The 16,760-nt window shown below is 40.8% G+C and carries 18 protein-coding genes; 8 read left to right on the top strand and 10 right to left on the bottom strand.

Annotation, left to right across the window (positions count from 1 at the left end; translation table 11 throughout):
* Positions 1 to 149: 149 nt before the first annotated feature.
* On the top strand, positions 150 to 410 hold the full coding sequence (locus NSTC745_RS09560) for a DUF4160 domain-containing protein (protein WP_445636938.1): 261 nt from the start codon (positions 150 to 152) through the stop codon (positions 408 to 410).
* A 6-nt stretch (positions 411 to 416) separates the two neighbouring features.
* Positions 417 to 695, top strand: a complete 279-nt coding sequence (locus tag NSTC745_RS09555; protein ID WP_445636937.1) for a DUF2442 domain-containing protein — start codon at positions 417 to 419, stop codon at positions 693 to 695.
* A gap of 88 nt (positions 696 to 783) precedes the next feature.
* Here the strand turns inward: NSTC745_RS09555 and NSTC745_RS09550 are convergent, their stop codons facing one another.
* From NSTC745_RS09550 to rpmB, 4 genes are all read right to left on the bottom strand, one after another.
* Positions 784 to 1,539 (bottom strand): alpha/beta fold hydrolase, encoded by a 756-nt coding sequence (locus NSTC745_RS09550; protein WP_445636936.1) that lies wholly within the window; start codon positions 1,537 to 1,539, stop codon positions 784 to 786.
* Positions 1,540 to 1,724: 185 nt separating this feature from the next.
* Positions 1,725 to 2,237 carry a flavodoxin FldA gene (gene fldA, locus NSTC745_RS09545; RefSeq protein ID WP_445636935.1) on the bottom strand — a complete coding sequence of 171 codons (513 nt, stop codon included), beginning with the start codon at positions 2,235 to 2,237 and terminating at the stop codon, positions 1,725 to 1,727.
* A gap of 2 nt (positions 2,238 to 2,239) precedes the next feature.
* Positions 2,240 to 2,416 carry a hypothetical protein gene (locus tag NSTC745_RS09540; protein WP_445636934.1) on the bottom strand — a complete coding sequence of 59 codons (177 nt, stop codon included), beginning with the start codon at positions 2,414 to 2,416 and terminating at the stop codon, positions 2,240 to 2,242.
* A gap of 555 nt (positions 2,417 to 2,971) precedes the next feature.
* The gene (gene rpmB / locus NSTC745_RS09535; protein ID WP_099071802.1) at positions 2,972 to 3,208 is read right to left on the bottom strand and encodes a 50S ribosomal protein L28; all 237 of its coding nucleotides are present in this window, start codon (positions 3,206 to 3,208) and stop codon (positions 2,972 to 2,974) included.
* 91 nt (positions 3,209 to 3,299) lie between these two features.
* On the opposite strand from rpmB, the gene NSTC745_RS09530 reads away from it, so the two are divergent.
* Positions 3,300 to 3,422 (top strand): hypothetical protein, encoded by a 123-nt coding sequence (locus NSTC745_RS09530; RefSeq protein WP_445636933.1) that lies wholly within the window; start codon positions 3,300 to 3,302, stop codon positions 3,420 to 3,422.
* Here NSTC745_RS09530 and htpG read toward each other — a convergent pair.
* Both htpG and NSTC745_RS09520 read right to left on the bottom strand, forming a co-directional pair.
* On the bottom strand, positions 3,412 to 5,394 hold the full coding sequence (htpG, locus tag NSTC745_RS09525; protein WP_445636932.1) for a molecular chaperone HtpG: 1,983 nt from the start codon (positions 5,392 to 5,394) through the stop codon (positions 3,412 to 3,414). The genes NSTC745_RS09530 and htpG overlap by 11 nt on opposite strands.
* Positions 5,395 to 5,578: 184 nt before the next feature.
* Positions 5,579 to 6,220, bottom strand: a complete 642-nt coding sequence (locus NSTC745_RS09520) for a class I SAM-dependent methyltransferase (RefSeq protein ID WP_445636931.1) — start codon at positions 6,218 to 6,220, stop codon at positions 5,579 to 5,581.
* Between the two features lie 442 nt (positions 6,221 to 6,662).
* Here NSTC745_RS09520 and NSTC745_RS09515 point away from each other — a divergent pair, with 442 nt between their 5' ends.
* Positions 6,663 to 7,532 (top strand): N-acetylmuramoyl-L-alanine amidase, encoded by an 870-nt coding sequence (locus NSTC745_RS09515; protein WP_445636930.1) that lies wholly within the window; start codon positions 6,663 to 6,665, stop codon positions 7,530 to 7,532.
* 101 nt (positions 7,533 to 7,633) lie between these two features.
* Here NSTC745_RS09515 and NSTC745_RS09510 read toward each other — a convergent pair whose 3' ends face one another.
* From NSTC745_RS09510 to ribBA, 3 genes are all read right to left on the bottom strand, one after another.
* Positions 7,634 to 8,299 (bottom strand): RloB family protein, encoded by a 666-nt coding sequence (locus tag NSTC745_RS09510; protein WP_445636929.1) that lies wholly within the window; start codon positions 8,297 to 8,299, stop codon positions 7,634 to 7,636.
* A gap of 5 nt (positions 8,300 to 8,304) precedes the next feature.
* Positions 8,305 to 9,609, bottom strand: coding sequence for an AAA family ATPase (locus tag NSTC745_RS09505; protein WP_445636928.1), 1,305 nt, complete (start codon positions 9,607 to 9,609; stop codon positions 8,305 to 8,307).
* Positions 9,610 to 9,801: 192 nt separating this feature from the next.
* The gene (ribBA, locus tag NSTC745_RS09500; RefSeq protein WP_445636927.1) at positions 9,802 to 11,475 is read right to left on the bottom strand and encodes a bifunctional 3,4-dihydroxy-2-butanone-4-phosphate synthase/GTP cyclohydrolase II; all 1,674 of its coding nucleotides are present in this window, start codon (positions 11,473 to 11,475) and stop codon (positions 9,802 to 9,804) included.
* A gap of 114 nt (positions 11,476 to 11,589) precedes the next feature.
* On the opposite strand from ribBA, the gene NSTC745_RS09495 reads away from it, so the two are divergent.
* Entirely contained in the window at positions 11,590 to 11,745 is a 156-nt protein-coding gene (locus NSTC745_RS09495; RefSeq protein ID WP_445636926.1) for a hypothetical protein, read from the top strand.
* Positions 11,746 to 11,798: 53 nt separating this feature from the next.
* A complete protein-coding gene (argC, locus tag NSTC745_RS09490; RefSeq protein WP_445636925.1) occupies positions 11,799 to 12,857 on the top strand; it encodes an N-acetyl-gamma-glutamyl-phosphate reductase in 1,059 nt (352 codons plus the stop codon).
* Positions 12,858 to 13,049: 192 nt separating this feature from the next.
* On the opposite strand, the gene eno is transcribed toward argC, so the two are convergent.
* Positions 13,050 to 14,339, bottom strand: coding sequence for a phosphopyruvate hydratase (gene eno / locus NSTC745_RS09485; RefSeq protein ID WP_445636924.1), 1,290 nt, complete (start codon positions 14,337 to 14,339; stop codon positions 13,050 to 13,052).
* A 343-nt stretch (positions 14,340 to 14,682) separates the two neighbouring features.
* Here eno and NSTC745_RS09480 point away from each other — a divergent pair, with 343 nt between their 5' ends.
* Entirely contained in the window at positions 14,683 to 16,074 is a 1,392-nt protein-coding gene (locus NSTC745_RS09480; RefSeq protein ID WP_445636923.1) for a protein kinase domain-containing protein, read from the top strand.
* Positions 16,075 to 16,230: 156 nt separating this feature from the next.
* Positions 16,231 to 16,749, top strand: coding sequence for a COP23 domain-containing protein (locus NSTC745_RS09475; RefSeq protein WP_445636922.1), 519 nt, complete (start codon positions 16,231 to 16,233; stop codon positions 16,747 to 16,749).
* Positions 16,750 to 16,760: the final 11 nt, after the last annotated feature.

The following is a 16,760-nucleotide window of genomic DNA, read 5'->3' as shown; positions in this document are numbered from 1 at the left end:
ATTTCGACTGCGCTCAATGCTCCAACCTTGAGAAAATGAGGGTTGAGCGAAGTCGAAACCCGGCAACCTCAAGTTAGGTTTAATTTAGTCCTTCTACTTAGGCTAACTGATTCTTAATCTTAAAAGAGATCCCGAAGGGAGAATAAAGTATGCCAGAAATTAGTCCTTTTTTTGGGATGATTATCACTATGTATTACAATGACCATCCGCCCGCACATTTTCACGTAAGATACAACCAGCAAAAAGCCATTATCAGCATTGAATCCTTAGAAATTTTAGAAGGGAAACTTAGCTCTAGAGCTTTTAAACTGATATCAGAATGGGCAACTTTACATCAAAGCGAATTAATGGAAAACTGGGAACTAGCGAGAGACAATCAAACCCTCAATAGCGTCTTACCATTGGAGTAGTAAAATATGTTAAAAGATATTATTGCAGTAGAACCAAGAGAAAACTATCAACTATATATCCGTTTTGAAGACAACGTAGAAGGAATAGTTGATATAAGTAAGCTAATTAAATTTACAGGTGTTTTTGCACCTTTGCAAGACAAAAAATACTTTGCTCAGGTTGAATTAAATCACGAATTAGGAATAATCCAATGGCGATCGGGAGCCGACCTCGATCCGGATGTTCTCTATGCAATCATTAGTAATCAGCCTATTCCTAACTATAAGTTAAGTCGTAGCGTGTGACAGTAAAAAAGATTTAATTAGCGATGCCTACGGCGGCAAGCTACGCCCCCCCAAACACCTCAATTTCATAAATGCGATCGTACTCTCATTACTGACTTATAGAACTACTAAAAGTTAGTGCAGATGCCTTCACTAAATGTAAATCGTGGCGTTCCCAAAAATGCAACATTTGTTCGCCAACCTCTTGGGGATAAAAGTAGTGAAAGAAATGATATCCTTGTGGGCATTCCCAGAGTTTATCTTCTGGCTTGAGCCAATTTAACCAGTCATACAAGGCAGGCGAGCTAACAATTGGATCGGTCTTGCAGCCACATATCATCATTGGCATAGAAACTCCACCTTTGGGCAAATAAACTAACTTAAATAAAGAGTGTGGCGTGGGAGATTGTTCTAAATCTTTATCTAAGGCAGCTACTAACTTTTTAGCAGTGTGAGGTGGTTGATTGCCAAAAAGACTGCGAGCGCTGCTTGCCAAAATTTGTTCGCGGCTGATGCTAAAAAGTTGTCGTTGAAAGTAATAGTGAGCGTGCCAAGTGTTGGCGGGTTGAGATGATACAGCGAGTAGAGTTAGCGATCGCACTTTTTGGGGATACCGCCGAGCAAAGCTTAAAGCAACCGCACCACCCATCCCGTGTCCAGCTAAATGCACAGAGCAATCGCTGTATTCTAAAAATTCATACAACAACTCTACAGCTTGGTCTATGGAACTACCTTCATCTTGACTTTGCTGGTATTCCCAATGGGCAATTCTCATATGCCTGGATAAATATTGAACTAATGGGCGATCGAAACGCTGCAAAATAGAGCTAGCACTTAACCACAAAACATCAAATGAATCAGACATAAATACCTATAAGTTCTCAATTATCAATTTCTCAAAAAGAATTCAGGAGTCAGAATTTAGTATTCAGAATAATTGGAAAATCAAGTTTACTATCATTTCTTGATTTTTTTAATTGTTCATTTTGGGTATTAAGACTTCTGACTTCTGACTTCTGACTTGGGCGTACAGTTGTACGCCCTTAATTTCTACAAACCAAATTCTGTCTTTAACTGAGCGACCCAAGTTTTAATTCGCTCTTCTGTTAAATCAGATTGGCTACCGTTATCAAGTGCCAACCCAACAAACTTGCCATTTCTCAAAGCTCTAGATTCATTAAAATCATATCCATCTGTTGGCCAATAACCAACAGTTTTACCACCTTTTTGGGAAATTTTTTCTTCCAGAATTCCAATTGCATCCTGAAAATTATCTGCATAACCAAATTGGTCTCCATCACCAAAATAGGCGACCAACTTACCATTAAAATCGATTTCATCGAGTTCGGGGAAAAAGCTTTCCCAATCGCTTTGAAGTTGACCAATATCCCAAGTAGGAGAACCAATAATCAGCAATTCGTACTCATCAAAAGTAGAAGCATCCGCCTCGTATATCGCATGTAGTGTTACAACATCACCACCAAACTCATCTCGAATTTGTTCGGCAGCAGATTCAGTGTTACCGGTTTGAGTACCGTAGAACAGACCTATTTTTTTCGACATGTTTACACCTGATATAAAGTTTTGCGATCGCAATAATTTCCGCAACGATCGCTAATTCCAATTTGAAGCCCGATCGCGACAGCTAGATTTATCGAAATATTTAAGAGAAAAATTCTCAATTTTAAATCTCGAATCCAAACGTCGCCAACACCAAATCCCAAGGTTGCCAAATCAGGCATCCCTGCTTGTACATCGGTTGTGCAAAGTCGTATTTGGCGATCGGAAGAAAGTCATTATCATTGCTCCTTACCTAGAAGACAATGAACCCAGCATGAACAACATCAGTGCCCCAAAGTCTTCCTGAGGGTTACCCACCAAGCAATCGACTTTGATCTTTGAGCAGTCACGCTTTTCACGATCTTATCTCCTGATAAAGTTTGCAATTAGCTGAAATATATAACAAGCTTAATGAATATCTATATCAATAAGCCCACGGATATATTACCAGACTTATTGAAAACTTGTTTCATTTATTAAATGTAAAGTTTTCTAAAGTCTTTCAGCAAAGAGAGTCAGTTTTGAGAGAGTTTTGCGATCGTCTCCTTCGGTAGAACAAACTACTATAATCCTATCGATTTACCGTAGTTTTATTTTAAGGCTAACTACCGCACTCTGCAAGAGCATAGTTGGAATACTCTGAATCAACCACTGTCTAATAGAAAAAATAGGGTAGCAACTGCTGTGCTACCCTACAAATCACCTGTATTTTCTTCTACAAAAGTCTCAGGTATAAATTAGTAATGATTCAAGTTAATACCAGCTTCTTTTGCCATTGCTTCTATCCCTTTAGTTTCTAGGGATTTGATTGCTTTAGTAGAAAGCTTTAATTTCACCCAGCGATTTCCGCTTGGCCACCAAACACGCTTTACTTGTAGATTAGCGTGCTGAAGGCGTTTATTACGGCGGTGGGAGTGGGAAACAGAATAAGCGTTATTTGCCTTCTTACCAGTTAATTCACAGCGACGAGACATAGCAACTATCTCCAGATTGTTATTTTAATACAGCCTTTCCATTTTAGGACTTAGACAACAGAAGTGGAGAGGGGAATGGGGAGATGGGGAGATGGGGAGATGGGGAGATGGGGAAGTGTGGGGAGTGTGGGGGGAAAGATTTCTTCCTTATCCTCCCACACCTCCCACACCTCCCACACCTCCCACACTTCCTGCTTGCCCCATTATTTACTAGCTTGTTCCGTCAGCTTAGTAAGTACTTCATTCGATCGCTCAACAAAAGATTTCATTCCGTCAGCGTCGAAGCCTTTTTGCGACATCAGCGCTAAATCGTAGACGTGTTGGCAAATCATTTTTACTAACTGGTCTGTAGGCGATTGACCATCACCTTGAATGATATTACCTTGGCTCAGATGCGCCAGATTTTGAATCAGCGGATGAGCAGTATTCACCAGCAAAATGTGATCTTCAGGAAAATCTACTGTCTGCTGCGCCATCATAGCGTTCATTTCCCGCAAGCGGCGGAGAATTTCTGGTAAAAGTACCATCGCCGGTGGTGTTCCTTGGGGATCGTCTGATTTTAAGGCTTCGGTGCGGATGTTGACTTTGGGTTTATTGAGAGATTTCTCGAATAACTCTTTGATGGTTTCGCTGCGGGTTTTGTTGGTTTTGGGATCGACAATTTCCTGTGCTTTGTCTTGTTCTAGCAGAGTATTATCTAAGTCCGAGTCTACCCGCGTAAACTTCACATCATTGTATTCCCGCTCTAGGAAATTAATGAAGTGGGTATCGATGAAAGAGTCCATAAACAGGACTTCCAAGCCTTGATTTTTGTGTAATTCTATGTATGTAGCTTGGCTTGCTTCATCGGTGCTGTAGAAAACCCGATTTTCGTGGCGTTCTTTGTTGCGTTCTAAGTATTCTTTCAGCGTGGTGTAAGGAGTGGTGGATGCTGAGTTTTCTGAAGCAGGAGTCACATCTTGCCAAGCATCGCCTTCGGCAGATTGTACTTCAACTGCTGGAGTTTGGGCAGCAGGTTGTTCTGCCAGCTTGGCAGTGGTGCGAAAGATGATGATGTCTTCGATTTGTTTTTTGAATTTCTCGTCGTTGAGGGCGCCGAATTTCACAAACGTGCCGAGGTCTTTCCAGACGCTAGCGTATTGTTCGCGGTTGTCGCGGAAAAGTTCTTTGAGGCGATCGCCAACTTTTTTGGCAATGTAATCCCCAATTCGCTTCACAGTGCGATCGCCTTGCAATGCACTGCGGGATACGTTCAACGGAATATCGGTGCTATCAATCACACCCCGCATCGGCATCAAAAATTGCGGGATAATTTCTTCGCAGTTATCGCTAACAAAAACTTGGTTGCAAAATAGCTTGATCTGTCCTTTTGTGACATCTACATCCGGTCGCATTTTGGGGAAATATAAAATCCCGTTGATGATAAACGGATAGTCAGTATTGAGATGTACCCACAACAGTGGTTCTTCTTGGAAAGGATACAGATAGCGGTAAAACTCTAAATAATCTTCCTTAGTTAGGTTACTTGGAGACTCTCGCCAAGGTGCTTTTTGCCTATTTAATACTTCTCCATCCAGCTTAATTGGTACTGGCATGAAGTCGCAGTAAGTCTTGACAAGATTTTGAATCCGTGCTGATTCGAGAAACTCTTCCTCTTCTCCTTGCAAACTCAGAGTAATAGTGGTGCCGCGAGTTGTCCGGGATGAATCTTCTAGAGTGAATGCTGGAGAACCATCACAACTCCAGTGAACTGCCTGCGCTCCTTCTTGGTAGGAAAGAGTATCAATTTCTACCTTTTGCGCTACCATGAACGAGGAGTAGAAGCCAAGACCGAAATGACCGATGATCGGTTGGTCGGATTTGCCTTGATACTTATGAATAAATTCTTCGGCGCTAGAAAAGGCGACTTGATTGATATATTTCTTAACTTCATCGGCAGTCATGCCGATACCGTTATCGGAGATCGAGAGGGTTTTGTTATTTTTGTCAATGGAAATTACGATTTCTGGTTCGCCTATGTCTCCCGTGTAATCTCCGGCGCGGGATACCATTTTCAGCTTTTGAATGGCGTCTACAGCGTTAGATACCAGTTCCCGCAAGAAGATTTGGTGATCTGAGTAGAGGGACTTCTTAATGATCGGGAAAATATTCTCAGTATGAATACTGATAGTGCCTTGTTCTAACATAATTAGTAATCTTTGATGTTAGTATTCTGAAATGATGATATCGCCCTCTGCTTTCAGGGATAAACCCGGAGAATACATGAGAGCATGATACCAATTAGGATTTTAAAAGCATAACTTAAGCGATCGCTGCTTGCTTGAGCGTTGTTTGCCCCCATTTAATGATTCGGATTTCCCTACTCCCCCCTTAAATACTGTGAGAATTTTTCTCTAATACCAAAAAATAATGGTATGGATAGGTAGGATCGATATATTCTTGTTTGACAGTTAACCCAGCTTTCGTAACGGAGTCTAAAATCCGCTTCTTGGGATATCCTTTCAGACCCATTTCCCAGTAATGCTCGTCACACACTGGCGTTGTACTCCAGAATTTTGGCACATTCAGTAATAAATGCCTTGGTCTACCTGAGAAGGAAGTTTTGATTTGCAATGACAAATATTGAGTGCAATAAGGAATTGAAATCACCAAAAATTTGTTTGTTGCTTGTGCAAGTTTTTTTAAGGCTTGTTCTGACTGTTCGTAGGGGAAATGTTCCAGCACTTGAAATAAGACGATCGCATCAAATTTATCTTTTGGCAAAGAAAAATCCATTGTCAGATCCAAAATCATGTCTGGCTTAAGATTGGGGTCAACATCAGCAGTGCTAACGTTGTATCCATTGTTTTTTAAGAGGTCTGTTAATAGCGAGTTAAAAATCCCAATTTCCAAAACATTTTTTACCTGATTACCCAGGGAAAAAATTAAGCGCAACTGATGGTGGTAACTAATAAGCCGATTTTTTGATAAATATTCTGAATTTCTAATATCTAAGGAGGTGATGAGTTGCATAGATAATGCTTACCTAAAGTGATGGAGTAACAAACAAATGCAGTGAGCATACAACTACAGGATTCCCAGAAAAATAGCGAAAATAACAGCACCATGATTTTGAGTGTATTAAATATTTCTATACGCATAAGAAGTTTGTACAACAATTACTTAGAATTGCAACATATACTAGTAACGTATTTTTCACTAAAATCAAGGTACATAGCAATTCTGCTTTGGATACCATAGACGGTGGGGTAGTACGGCTGGCTATACTAGCTTACAAAAGCAAGCCAATTTGGCTGTCTAACTTTCATGCACCTCATAGGAATTTCCAGATTGTTCGCAAAGAAACTACTAGATAGCTCTTGTGGTGGAAAGGTTTCCAGAGAAGTGTTTCAAATTTCGTGAAAAATTCAGTTTAGCTATCAGTAATATCTATCGTTGTACGAGTATAAGAAAAATGAGGTTTACAGACTGGGCGACTAGAGTAATGTTCATCTCGCTGATGTTCGCCGCTCTAATTATAGTGCTGCTGATTGGACGAGGGGTGCAAGTAGAAAATAATACAATTACATCTAATACATCAAAACCAGAGGTTACAGCTTGGAGTCAATATCCGCAGGCGCAATTCCAATCAGCCAAAGAACCAAAACAGAAATCTCAGGCTGTTATCAAATCCCCAGTCAAGACAAATCAACCTCTAGCAAGGTACATAACCACTCAAGCTTTTGCACAGTACAGGCCTAATTATCAAATTGTCTCAGTTGACCCAAGTAACTACGGCGAACGTTACACCACAGACGTTAATGGTAAACCTCTCAACAACCAACCAATTATCGTCCTCCATGAAACTGGTTATTCTGCTTCCAGCGCGATTAATTTTTTTCAAGTCGCTCATACTGATGAAAATGTACAAGCAAGCTACCACGCTTTAATCAAGTTAGACGGGACGGTGGTTTATTTAGTACCCCCAGACAAACGAGCTTTTGGTGCAGGTAACTCAGTATTTGACGGTTCGGAGGGTGTGGAAACTGTGCAAACTAATCCAAATTTGCCTCCGTCTGTGAATAATTTTGCTTATCACGTTTCTTTAGAAACACCACCAGATAGTTATGACAGCGGTAGCGCACAAACCCATAGTGGCTACACAGAAGCTCAATATCATTCTCTTGCTTGGTTAATTGCTCAAAGTCAAGTTCCAGAAGATCGCATCACTACTCACAAACTAGTAGACCGTTCGAGTAAAAAAGTTGACCCCATTAATTTTGATGGGAACAAGTTTCTAAAGCTACTAAGTCTTTACCGTCAGGTCAGACCTATTTATAGATAAATTAAGCTCATCTCACCTCTTAAAAGAAGTTTCGCGTTGACTGTTGACTGATGAGTGTTGACGGTCAACAACCAACAATCAACAGTTAACGCTATAGTAAATCATTTAAATTCTTTTTGCTTTATAAGTTCTTGAACTAAGATATGTACTTTAGTTGATGGGTTAGTACATCCGTCTTCGTTGGGGTGATTTTGTTGTAATTTCGCGGAATTTTTAAGTGCGTCTTCTAGCTTTGGCTTAAGTTTCTGGTAAAGTTTTACATCACTTTTATCATAATTTTCTTTTGTTTTCAGAACGCCTGCTTTTCTCATTTCTGCCTCTAGCCTTGGACATAATTCCTTATAGTTAGCAAAAGGAGCAGTGGTGTAAAGATAATGAATTAAAAACCAAAATTCAAAACAAGGGATTGATGTTATACTGATAAAATTATTTTCCTGACCTTTTAAAAGCGCTTGCTTAAACTTTTCAATTTTATTATCGTCATCAAAAACACAAAAAACTCGGTCAAATTCGAGTTGGTTACCTTTTTCAGTTTCTAATTTATTTTCTTGAACTAAGCTACAGGTTTTATCTATAATTTTGAGAGGGTCACCACCGGAAGCAGAAACTATTCTAATGTCTGTTGTTGATAACTTTAAGTTTTGTTTTAAAGCATTAAAATAATTATATTCTGTCTCTTGCCCTTCAACTACAATTAAAAAGTTGTCTCTAGGTTTTTTATTTCCTGAACGTCGCCTTAAATCATTAGTAGATTTTCCTTTTGGCATATTCCTTAAATACTTAGGCCATTAATAAAAGGAATTCCGCCATACCTGCCTCGTAGATAACCTTTTTGTAGTGATTCGTCTTCACGAGGTTCAAAATCTAATAATGAATATAGCTTAGTCATACTTTTATCTTTTTCAGTAAACCAAACTTGATCTCGCCGTAATATTTCTGCATCTAAAAGTATAGTGTCATGAGTTGTAAATATTAATTGAGCATTATTTTTATTAATTTCTGGATCGTTAAACATTTTAAGTAATGCTTTGGAAAGGACTGGATGTAAGCTTCTATCTAATTCATCTACCAACAATACTTCTCCGTCTTGTAATACATATAACCACAGCCCAGCCATTTCAAATAAACGTTGTGTACCATCAGACTCATCATCCATATCAAATTCTATTTCTTTATCAGAATCATTCATTTTATGAAGAGTTATCACATCTACTTTTTGGATATCATCAATAACATATTTTTCTAGCTGTTCAGTTTCCTGCTTAAAAAATTGGTTCAATTGGTTTAATAAATAAGATAGTCCTTCAGGTATCGGTTTATGCTCTATTTTGATTCCTGAAATACCGATATCTGCTTCACTCAACAACTTAGCAACTCTTGATTTAAAATTCTCATCTTCATCAAATATGCTCAGAGTAAATCCCATAGCATGAGAACTTGGGTTAAGAATATTTATTTCATCCTGAAACCATTCAAATATCTCTGTTAACTGAGGATGATTATTTTGTGCTGCATGAGATAAAAACAAAGAATTAGAACGCACAAATTTTTTAATACGTAATTTTTCTCCCTTTAGTCCTTTGCCAAAAGACCATTTGTATCCTTCATCTGCTTGAAATTTGGGATTATCTGGTATATATTGGCGAGAAAACCAATTTTGTTGATGTTCATGTGGATAAGCAATTAACCACTCTCCATATACCCGTTCTCGATTGAGAGATATTCTATATTCATAACGAGTACCATGATAAATAAAAATTACTTCAAAATTAGTAGGATTTTTTATTGATTCGCTATTTAGTTTAAATGGTTCAATAGGTAACTTTTCACCAACTTGCATTTTAGTAGCCGAGTTCATTACTAGTCTTCTTAGCGTTTGCATAGCCCGCAGCAAATTGCTTTTACCTGAAGCGTTAGGGCCATAAATTACCGCACTGGTAAGTAAGCGTAGTTTATCAGTGTTCGGCATCATAAAACTATTAGTATGTAGCATCTTTTCATCTTCAGATGCCACCAGACTCAATGTTTGTTTTTCCTGTATCGAACGATAATTTTCTACACTGAATTCAATAAGCATAACTGTAATCTTAATTAGTTATGTTCGCATAAAATATAAATTATTGAAAATAGCAAAAGTTATAAGTACTATTTTCAGACCGAATTATTAATTTAAGCATACAAGCATAATAAACAAATAGCTCTAGCCAAAAGGCTAGAGCTAGATTACAAATTTAGATAAATGCTACGAATATGAGGACATAGTTTGTCCCTATTTGCTAAAGCTGTAAATTTGCTGTGTCTCCAAGCGATCGCTAATCGATGAAGGCAGTGTACCATCCGAGAACACCTGTCGATCTAGTTGAACTTGTAAATTACTCAAAGGATCGCTACCAGAAGAAATCAGAAATTCTAGTTTTTGGATGTACGGTAAAGTTACGAGTTTATCTAGAATCTGGAAGATTGCTTGCAGGTAAGGATGACCGCTTTGGCGATACCAGTCACAGCTAGCAACTTTTGGCTGATCGAAACCTAAGTGTATTGTTAAAGATGGTTCGTCAAATAAAGCGATCGCCAACGGACGCGCCTCTTCCTGCAATAATAAATCGTGACTTCTCGCCAAATGTCGCAGTTTTTCTAGACGTTCATAGCGTTTTGTCACCAACTGCGGGTCATCTTGCCAGTGAATTGCCACTGTTACCAAATAAGTCTGTAACAGCATGTGACCCAGCTTTTTAGCTTTTGTTGCTAGGTAATACGAATTGTAGTCATTGGCCTCAATTAATAATGGCACGCGATCGACTACTTCCAATCCATAACCTTTAACTCCAGCAATTTTACGTGGATTATTGGTAATTAGACGAATCTTTTTAACGCCCAAATCCATGAGCATTTGCGCCCCCATACCGTAATCGCGCAAGTCGGCGGGAAATCCCAAACGCTCGTTGGCTTCTACTGTATCCAGCCCCATATCTTGCAAAGAATAGGCTTTGAGTTTATTAATCAAGCCGATTCCCCGCCCTTCTTGCCGCAGGTATACAACGACACCTTGACCCGCATTTTCAATCATTTTGAGTGCCGCAACCAGCTGCATTCGACAGTCGCAACGCAAAGAACCCAAAGCATCGCCAGTTAGGCATTCTGAGTGCATCCGCACCATCACCGGCTCATCTTTGAAATTAGCTGGATCGCCCTTGACAATTGCCACGTGTTCTGTATTGTCCAAGGTGTGGCGATAAGCGTAAATTTCAAACTGACCGAATTGACTTGGCAGCTTAGTAACAACCTCACGATACACTAGGCGATCGTGTTTGAGGCGGTAACTAATTAAATCTGCAATACTGATAATTTTTAAATTGTGATGTTTAGCATATTCAATTAACTGCTGCAACCGCGCCATTGAGCCATCGGGGTTTTGAATTTCACAAATTACCCCAGCTGGGTATAACCCTGCTAACCGAGCTAAGTCTACAGCTGCTTCTGTATGTCCTGCGCGTTTGAGTACGCCTCCAGCTTTCGCCCGAATGGGAAAAATATGTCCGGGACGACGTAAATCGGTAGGTGTTGTAGCTGGATTGAGAGTAACCTGGATAGTGCGGGCGCGGTCTTCGGCTGAAATGCCTGTTGTCACACCCAAATGCGGGCCGGCGTCGATACTAACAGTGAAGGCTGTCTGGTTAGTATCTGTAATATTGCTCACCATTAAGGGTAAGTCTAATTCGTCTAAGCGATCGCCTGTCATTGCCAAACAAATTAGCCCTCTTGCTTCCACCGCCATAAAATTGATCGTGTCGGGTGTGGCAAATTGGGCAGCACAAATCAAATCGCCTTCATTTTCTCTATTTTCATCATCTACCACCACAATGACACGACCGGCTTTGAGGTCTGCCAAGGCGGCATCAATTGTATCAAATTGAAAAACTTGGGTAGTCTTAGGCTGTGACACAGAAATTCCAGCTACCTAACGTAAATTTTTTTAACAATTTCTTCTTTTAGATTGTAGCTCCTTTATAAGCCAGAGAAGTAGACTAGCAATGATTTGATAACATGGCAATTTTTGATGGGGAGATGGGGAGATGGGGAGATGGGGAGATGGGGAGATGGGGAGATGGGGAGATGGGGAGATGGGGAGATGGGGAGATGGGGAGATCGAGAAGTATTTTCTCCCTTATCTCCCCCTGCTCCCCCTGCTACCTCATCTGCATGTGGTGGCTGATATGTTGATGGCTGGGAAAGAATTAACCATTCATGGGATAAGGATTTGGGATCATGGGCAATTTTAGACGCGTACCCGTTGGGATTGTTGGCGCGTCGGGCTATGGCGGAGTACAGTTAGTACGGCTGTTGATGGATCATCCAGAAGTCGAGCTGGTTTATTTAGGTGGTGAGAACAGTATCGGTAGATCCTTGGGGGATCTTTACCCTCACTTGGCTCATACAGCTAATCTGCCAATAGAGGCGGTAGAACCAGAAATCATTGCTCAACGCTGTGAAGTAGTTTTCCTGTCTTTACCAGATGGTCTGGCTTGCCAAATTGCGCCCACACTGTTGGAGAAAGGATGTAAAGTACTGGATCTGAGTGCAGATTATCGGTTTAGCGATTTGGCAACTTATACAAGTTGGTATGGTATTGAAAGAAACGATCGCTCTACTGCTATGACAGCTGTTTATGGATTACCAGAACTATACCGCGATCGCATTGCCGAAGCTCAACTTATTGGCTGTCCTGGTTGCTATCCCACTGCGAGTTTGCTTGCACTTTCGCCACTGTTAAAGCAAGGTTTAATCGTGCCGGAAACAGCGATAATCGATGCCAAGTCTGGCACATCCGGCAGCGGACGGCAAGCCAAAACTAATTTATTACTAGCTGAAGCAGACAACTCCATCGCAGCTTACAACATTGGCCGTCACCGCGATACCCCAGAAATTGAGCAAATTTGCAGTGATTTAGCAGGTCACGAATTAACGATTCAATTTACACCACACCTCGTCCCAATAGTGCGCGGCATTTTGGCAACCGTATACGCCACAATGCGCGATCCCGGCCTCGTGCGAGACGATTTGATTACAATATTCTCTGCCTTCTACCGCAATTCTCCTTGGATAAAAGTCTGCGGTAGCGGCGTTTACCCCCAAACCAAATGGGCTAACGGCAGCAATCTTTGTTACATCGGCGTAGAAGTTGACCAGCGCACAGGTCGCGTGATTGTCGTTTCCGCAATTGACAACCTGATTAAAGGCCAAGCGGGTCAAGCGATTCAGTGCTTAAACCTGATGATGGGCTGGGATGAAACCTTGGGGTTGCCGAAGTTGGGATTTTATCCGTGAACAATGGGGAGTGGGGAATGGGGAAATAAGCTGTTAAGCACTTAATTTGCACATTTAGACAGCAGGGGAGCAGAGGGGCAGAGGTGCGGGGGAGAAGGATTGATGCTTTTTCTACAAAATCAACAATATGCAAATTAAATGCGTATTAGCTTACCCCACTCCCTACTCCCTATTCCCTACTCCCCCTACTGTCTACTTCGGCCCTAAGCCTACAGCACCAGCATACACGGCGCGATCGCCTAGTTCATCTTCAATTCGCAGCAAGCGGTTATATTTTGCTACGCGTTCGCTGCGACATAGGGAACCTGTTTTAATTTGACCGGCGCGGGTGGCTACGGCTAAATCGGCGATGGTTGTGTCTTCGGTTTCACCGGAACGATGGCTGATTACTGAACGGAAACCGTTGCGAGTTGCCAAGTCAATTGTTTCTAAAGTTTCAGTGAGCGAACCAATTTGGTTGAGTTTAATCAAAATGGCGTTACCGGCTTTTTCTTGGATGCCTCTTTGCAGGCGAGTAGCATTGGTCACAAACAAGTCATCTCCCACCAATTGCACCCGCGAACCTAATTTCTGGGTGAGCAATTGCCAACTTTGCCAATCTTCTTCGTGTAAACCATCTTCAATTGAGACGATGGGATACTGGTCAACCAGCTGTCCGAGGTAATCAATAAACTCAGCAGGGGCATGAGGTTTACCATCGTAAACATACTGACCGTTTTTGTAAAACTCGCTAGCCGCTACATCCAACGCCAAAGCTACTTCTTCACCTGGCTTGTATCCAGCTTTCTCAATCGCAGCAACCAGCAATTCTAAAGCTACCTGATTGGATTCTAAGTTAGGGGCAAAGCCGCCTTCGTCGCCTACGCCAGTCAGCAAACCTTTCTCATCCAATACCTTGCTGAGGGTAGCAAATACCTCGGCACCCCAGCGCAAGGCTTCGCGGAAGGAAGTCGCCCCAACTGGGACAATCATAAACTCTTGAAAATCGACGTTGTTTGCTGCGTGTGCGCCGCCGTTAATCACATTCATCAACGGTACTGGCAGTAAATTTGCTAGCGGGCCGCCCAAATAGCGATACAGGGGAATTGCTAGAGATTCGGCGCCGGCTTTGGCTGCTGCGAGGGAAACCGCCAAAATCGCATTCGCCCCCAAATTGGATTTGTTAGGAGAACCATCGATCGCAATCATTGTGCGGTCTAATAGTTCTTGGTTGAGAACATCCAAGTCAAGTAATTTTGGGGCAAATACCTCTTTGACGTTTTGTACCGCCTTCAGGACTCCTTTGCCGCCATAACGGCTTTTATCGCCATCGCGCAGTTCGTGGGCTTCAAAAGAGCCAGTGGAGGCACCACTGGGGACTTGCGCTAGTCCTACGACACCGTTGGCTACATGCACTTCGGCTTCAATTGTCGGTCTACCCCGTGAATCAAGAACTTCACGAGCTGCGATCGCTTCAATGGCAGTATCTAGAATGTTACTCATTTACACTTTGTCCTTTGTTCGACTGTTTTACTTACGCATATAGTCCAGCGGCCTAACCCAATCGTTAGCATAGGCGTTTAAGGAGCTTTGTAGGCTGAGATTAAAGAATATTTCCAGAGATGTTGTCAATGAATTTTGAATTTTCTCCTTTCAATACAAATTACTTTCATTTTCCGGATTTTCTCAGCCAATCGTTAAAATTGAGTAAAATTTGGCACTACTTACTATGTAGAAAATTCGCTTTCTGTATATTAAATATATAAATAGTTACAATTATTTGTATTATCAAGAAATAATATTCCATGTCAAAATTTCAGGTGAATCGAACACACTGGTAAATCTGATGATAGGCAAAATCCTGGATGGGCGCTACGAAATTATCAGCAAACTGGGAGAAGGTGGTTTTGGTGCTACTTACCTAGCTATTGATAGGAAATTGCCTGATAAAGACCAGTGTGTTGTGAAGCACTTTTCGCCTAAAGCAACGGATATCAATACTTTGTCTCATGCGCGACGGCTATTTGAGACGGAAGCTAAAGTACTCAACCGCTTAGGTAATCATGACCGGGTTCCGCGTTTGTTGGCACATTTTGAAGAAGACCAAAAGTTTTATTTAGTTCAAGAATTTGTTGACGGGTACGACTTGAGTCGGGAAATCAATCGCAACAAACAGTGGAGTGAAGAAAAGGTAATTGCTCTGTTGCAAGATATCTTAGAGCCGTTAGAATTCCTCCATCAGCATAATGTCATTCACAGAGATATTAAACCCTCGAATTTAATGCGGCGTCAAGAGGATGGGAAAATTGTTCTGATTGATTTTGGAGCAGTCAAACAAATCAGTTCTCAAGGCATGAATATTCAGGGACAAATGACGGCAACGGTTGTGGTTGGTACGCCCGGTTACATACCCAGCGAACAAAGCCAAGGTCAACCCAAATTATGCAGTGATATTTATGCAGTTGGGATTATTGCGATCGAAGCTCTTACTCATTTAAATCCTATGCAATTACCCAGAGATCATCTTACAGGTGAAATCATCTGGCGCGACCAAGCAAAAGTTAGTTCTGGATTGGCGCAAATTATCGATAAGATGGTCAAATATGACTTTCGGCAAAGATATCACTCGGCAACAGAAGTATTACAAGCCCTGCAACAACTGAAGATAGCTCATCATCCTCAAAAATCAGTTTTGCGAAAAACTTTTATTGGTTTAGGAATAGCGATCGCAGCTACTTCTATTGCCTTTTTATTTATCTTCATTCCGCGTAATCATCTTGAAAATTATAATAATGCTGTTTATGGGATCGCCATCAAATATCCTGCAAATTGGGAACATACTGGAACTCCTGACCGGATTACTGGCAATGTGGTGAAATTTATTTCTCCCAAAGAATCTGCAACAGATGGCTATTTAGAAAATGTTAATTTAATTATTCAAGATTTACCAGAAGAGCGGAGAGAATTAGAACAATTTACTAACTTTTATTTGGATGAAATTCAACAGTCAGATTCAAATACAAAAATTTTAGAACAGGGTAAAACTCAACTCACAAACCGACCTGCCTATCAAGTAATTTACACTCTTGAAGAGGAAGGAGTAAAAATTCAACGCTTGCAAGTTTGGATGGTCAAAAATAATAAAGCTTATATTATGACTTATACGGCTGATGTTGCTAAATATTCAAAATATTTACAAACAGCACAAGCTATGATTAATTCCTTAGAAATTAATTAGTAAATTAATGGTATAAGTCCGATTAGGGGTTTAATCAATAGCTTGGTTTATACGTGAATAATTTTTTACATTATTTTACAATGTAATATTGTTGTGGTTTTGTGGTAAATACATAGTATTTATGCTTTCCTCATATCTTAGTGAGAACTACCAACGATGAAACCCCAGCTATTTTTGCAAGTACTGACAGCAGGTACAATTGCTCTGGGTAGCATTGCTAGCACCACTCCACCCAGTTTTGCTCAAGCTAAAACTTACTTTTGTGAAAAAAGTAACGATGGCGTATGGACGACATACGCGAAAAACTACAACAATAAGAAGATTCCCGTGATTCGCTGGGTTAAAACTTTAGGCAACTACACTCCAAAAATACGCTGCCAAGAAGTATCTTCTAGATTTCAGAGTGCCTATGAAAAAGGTATCTTGAACTACTTGACCTCTGGTATTTCTGGCAATCAAGCCGTGATCTGCGCTGCTAGCCAATACGGCGGCCCTTGCAGTCAATTACTCTTCACACTCAAATCTCATAAAGACGCAAGTTCAGTATTGCAAAGCCTTGTAGAAATTGGTTATCGCGCTCGCGGCCCAATTCTGCAATCTGAAGATGCTTCTTCTCAAATATACATCGATATGAGCATGTTACTGAGTGAAAAAGCGCCAGAGGGGCAAAACTAATACTCAGTTTA

The organism is Nostoc sp. DSM 114161 (assembly GCF_052692665.1).
Note: the sequence above shows the minus strand (reverse complement) of the source record. Positions and strands in the feature narration are given on the sequence as shown.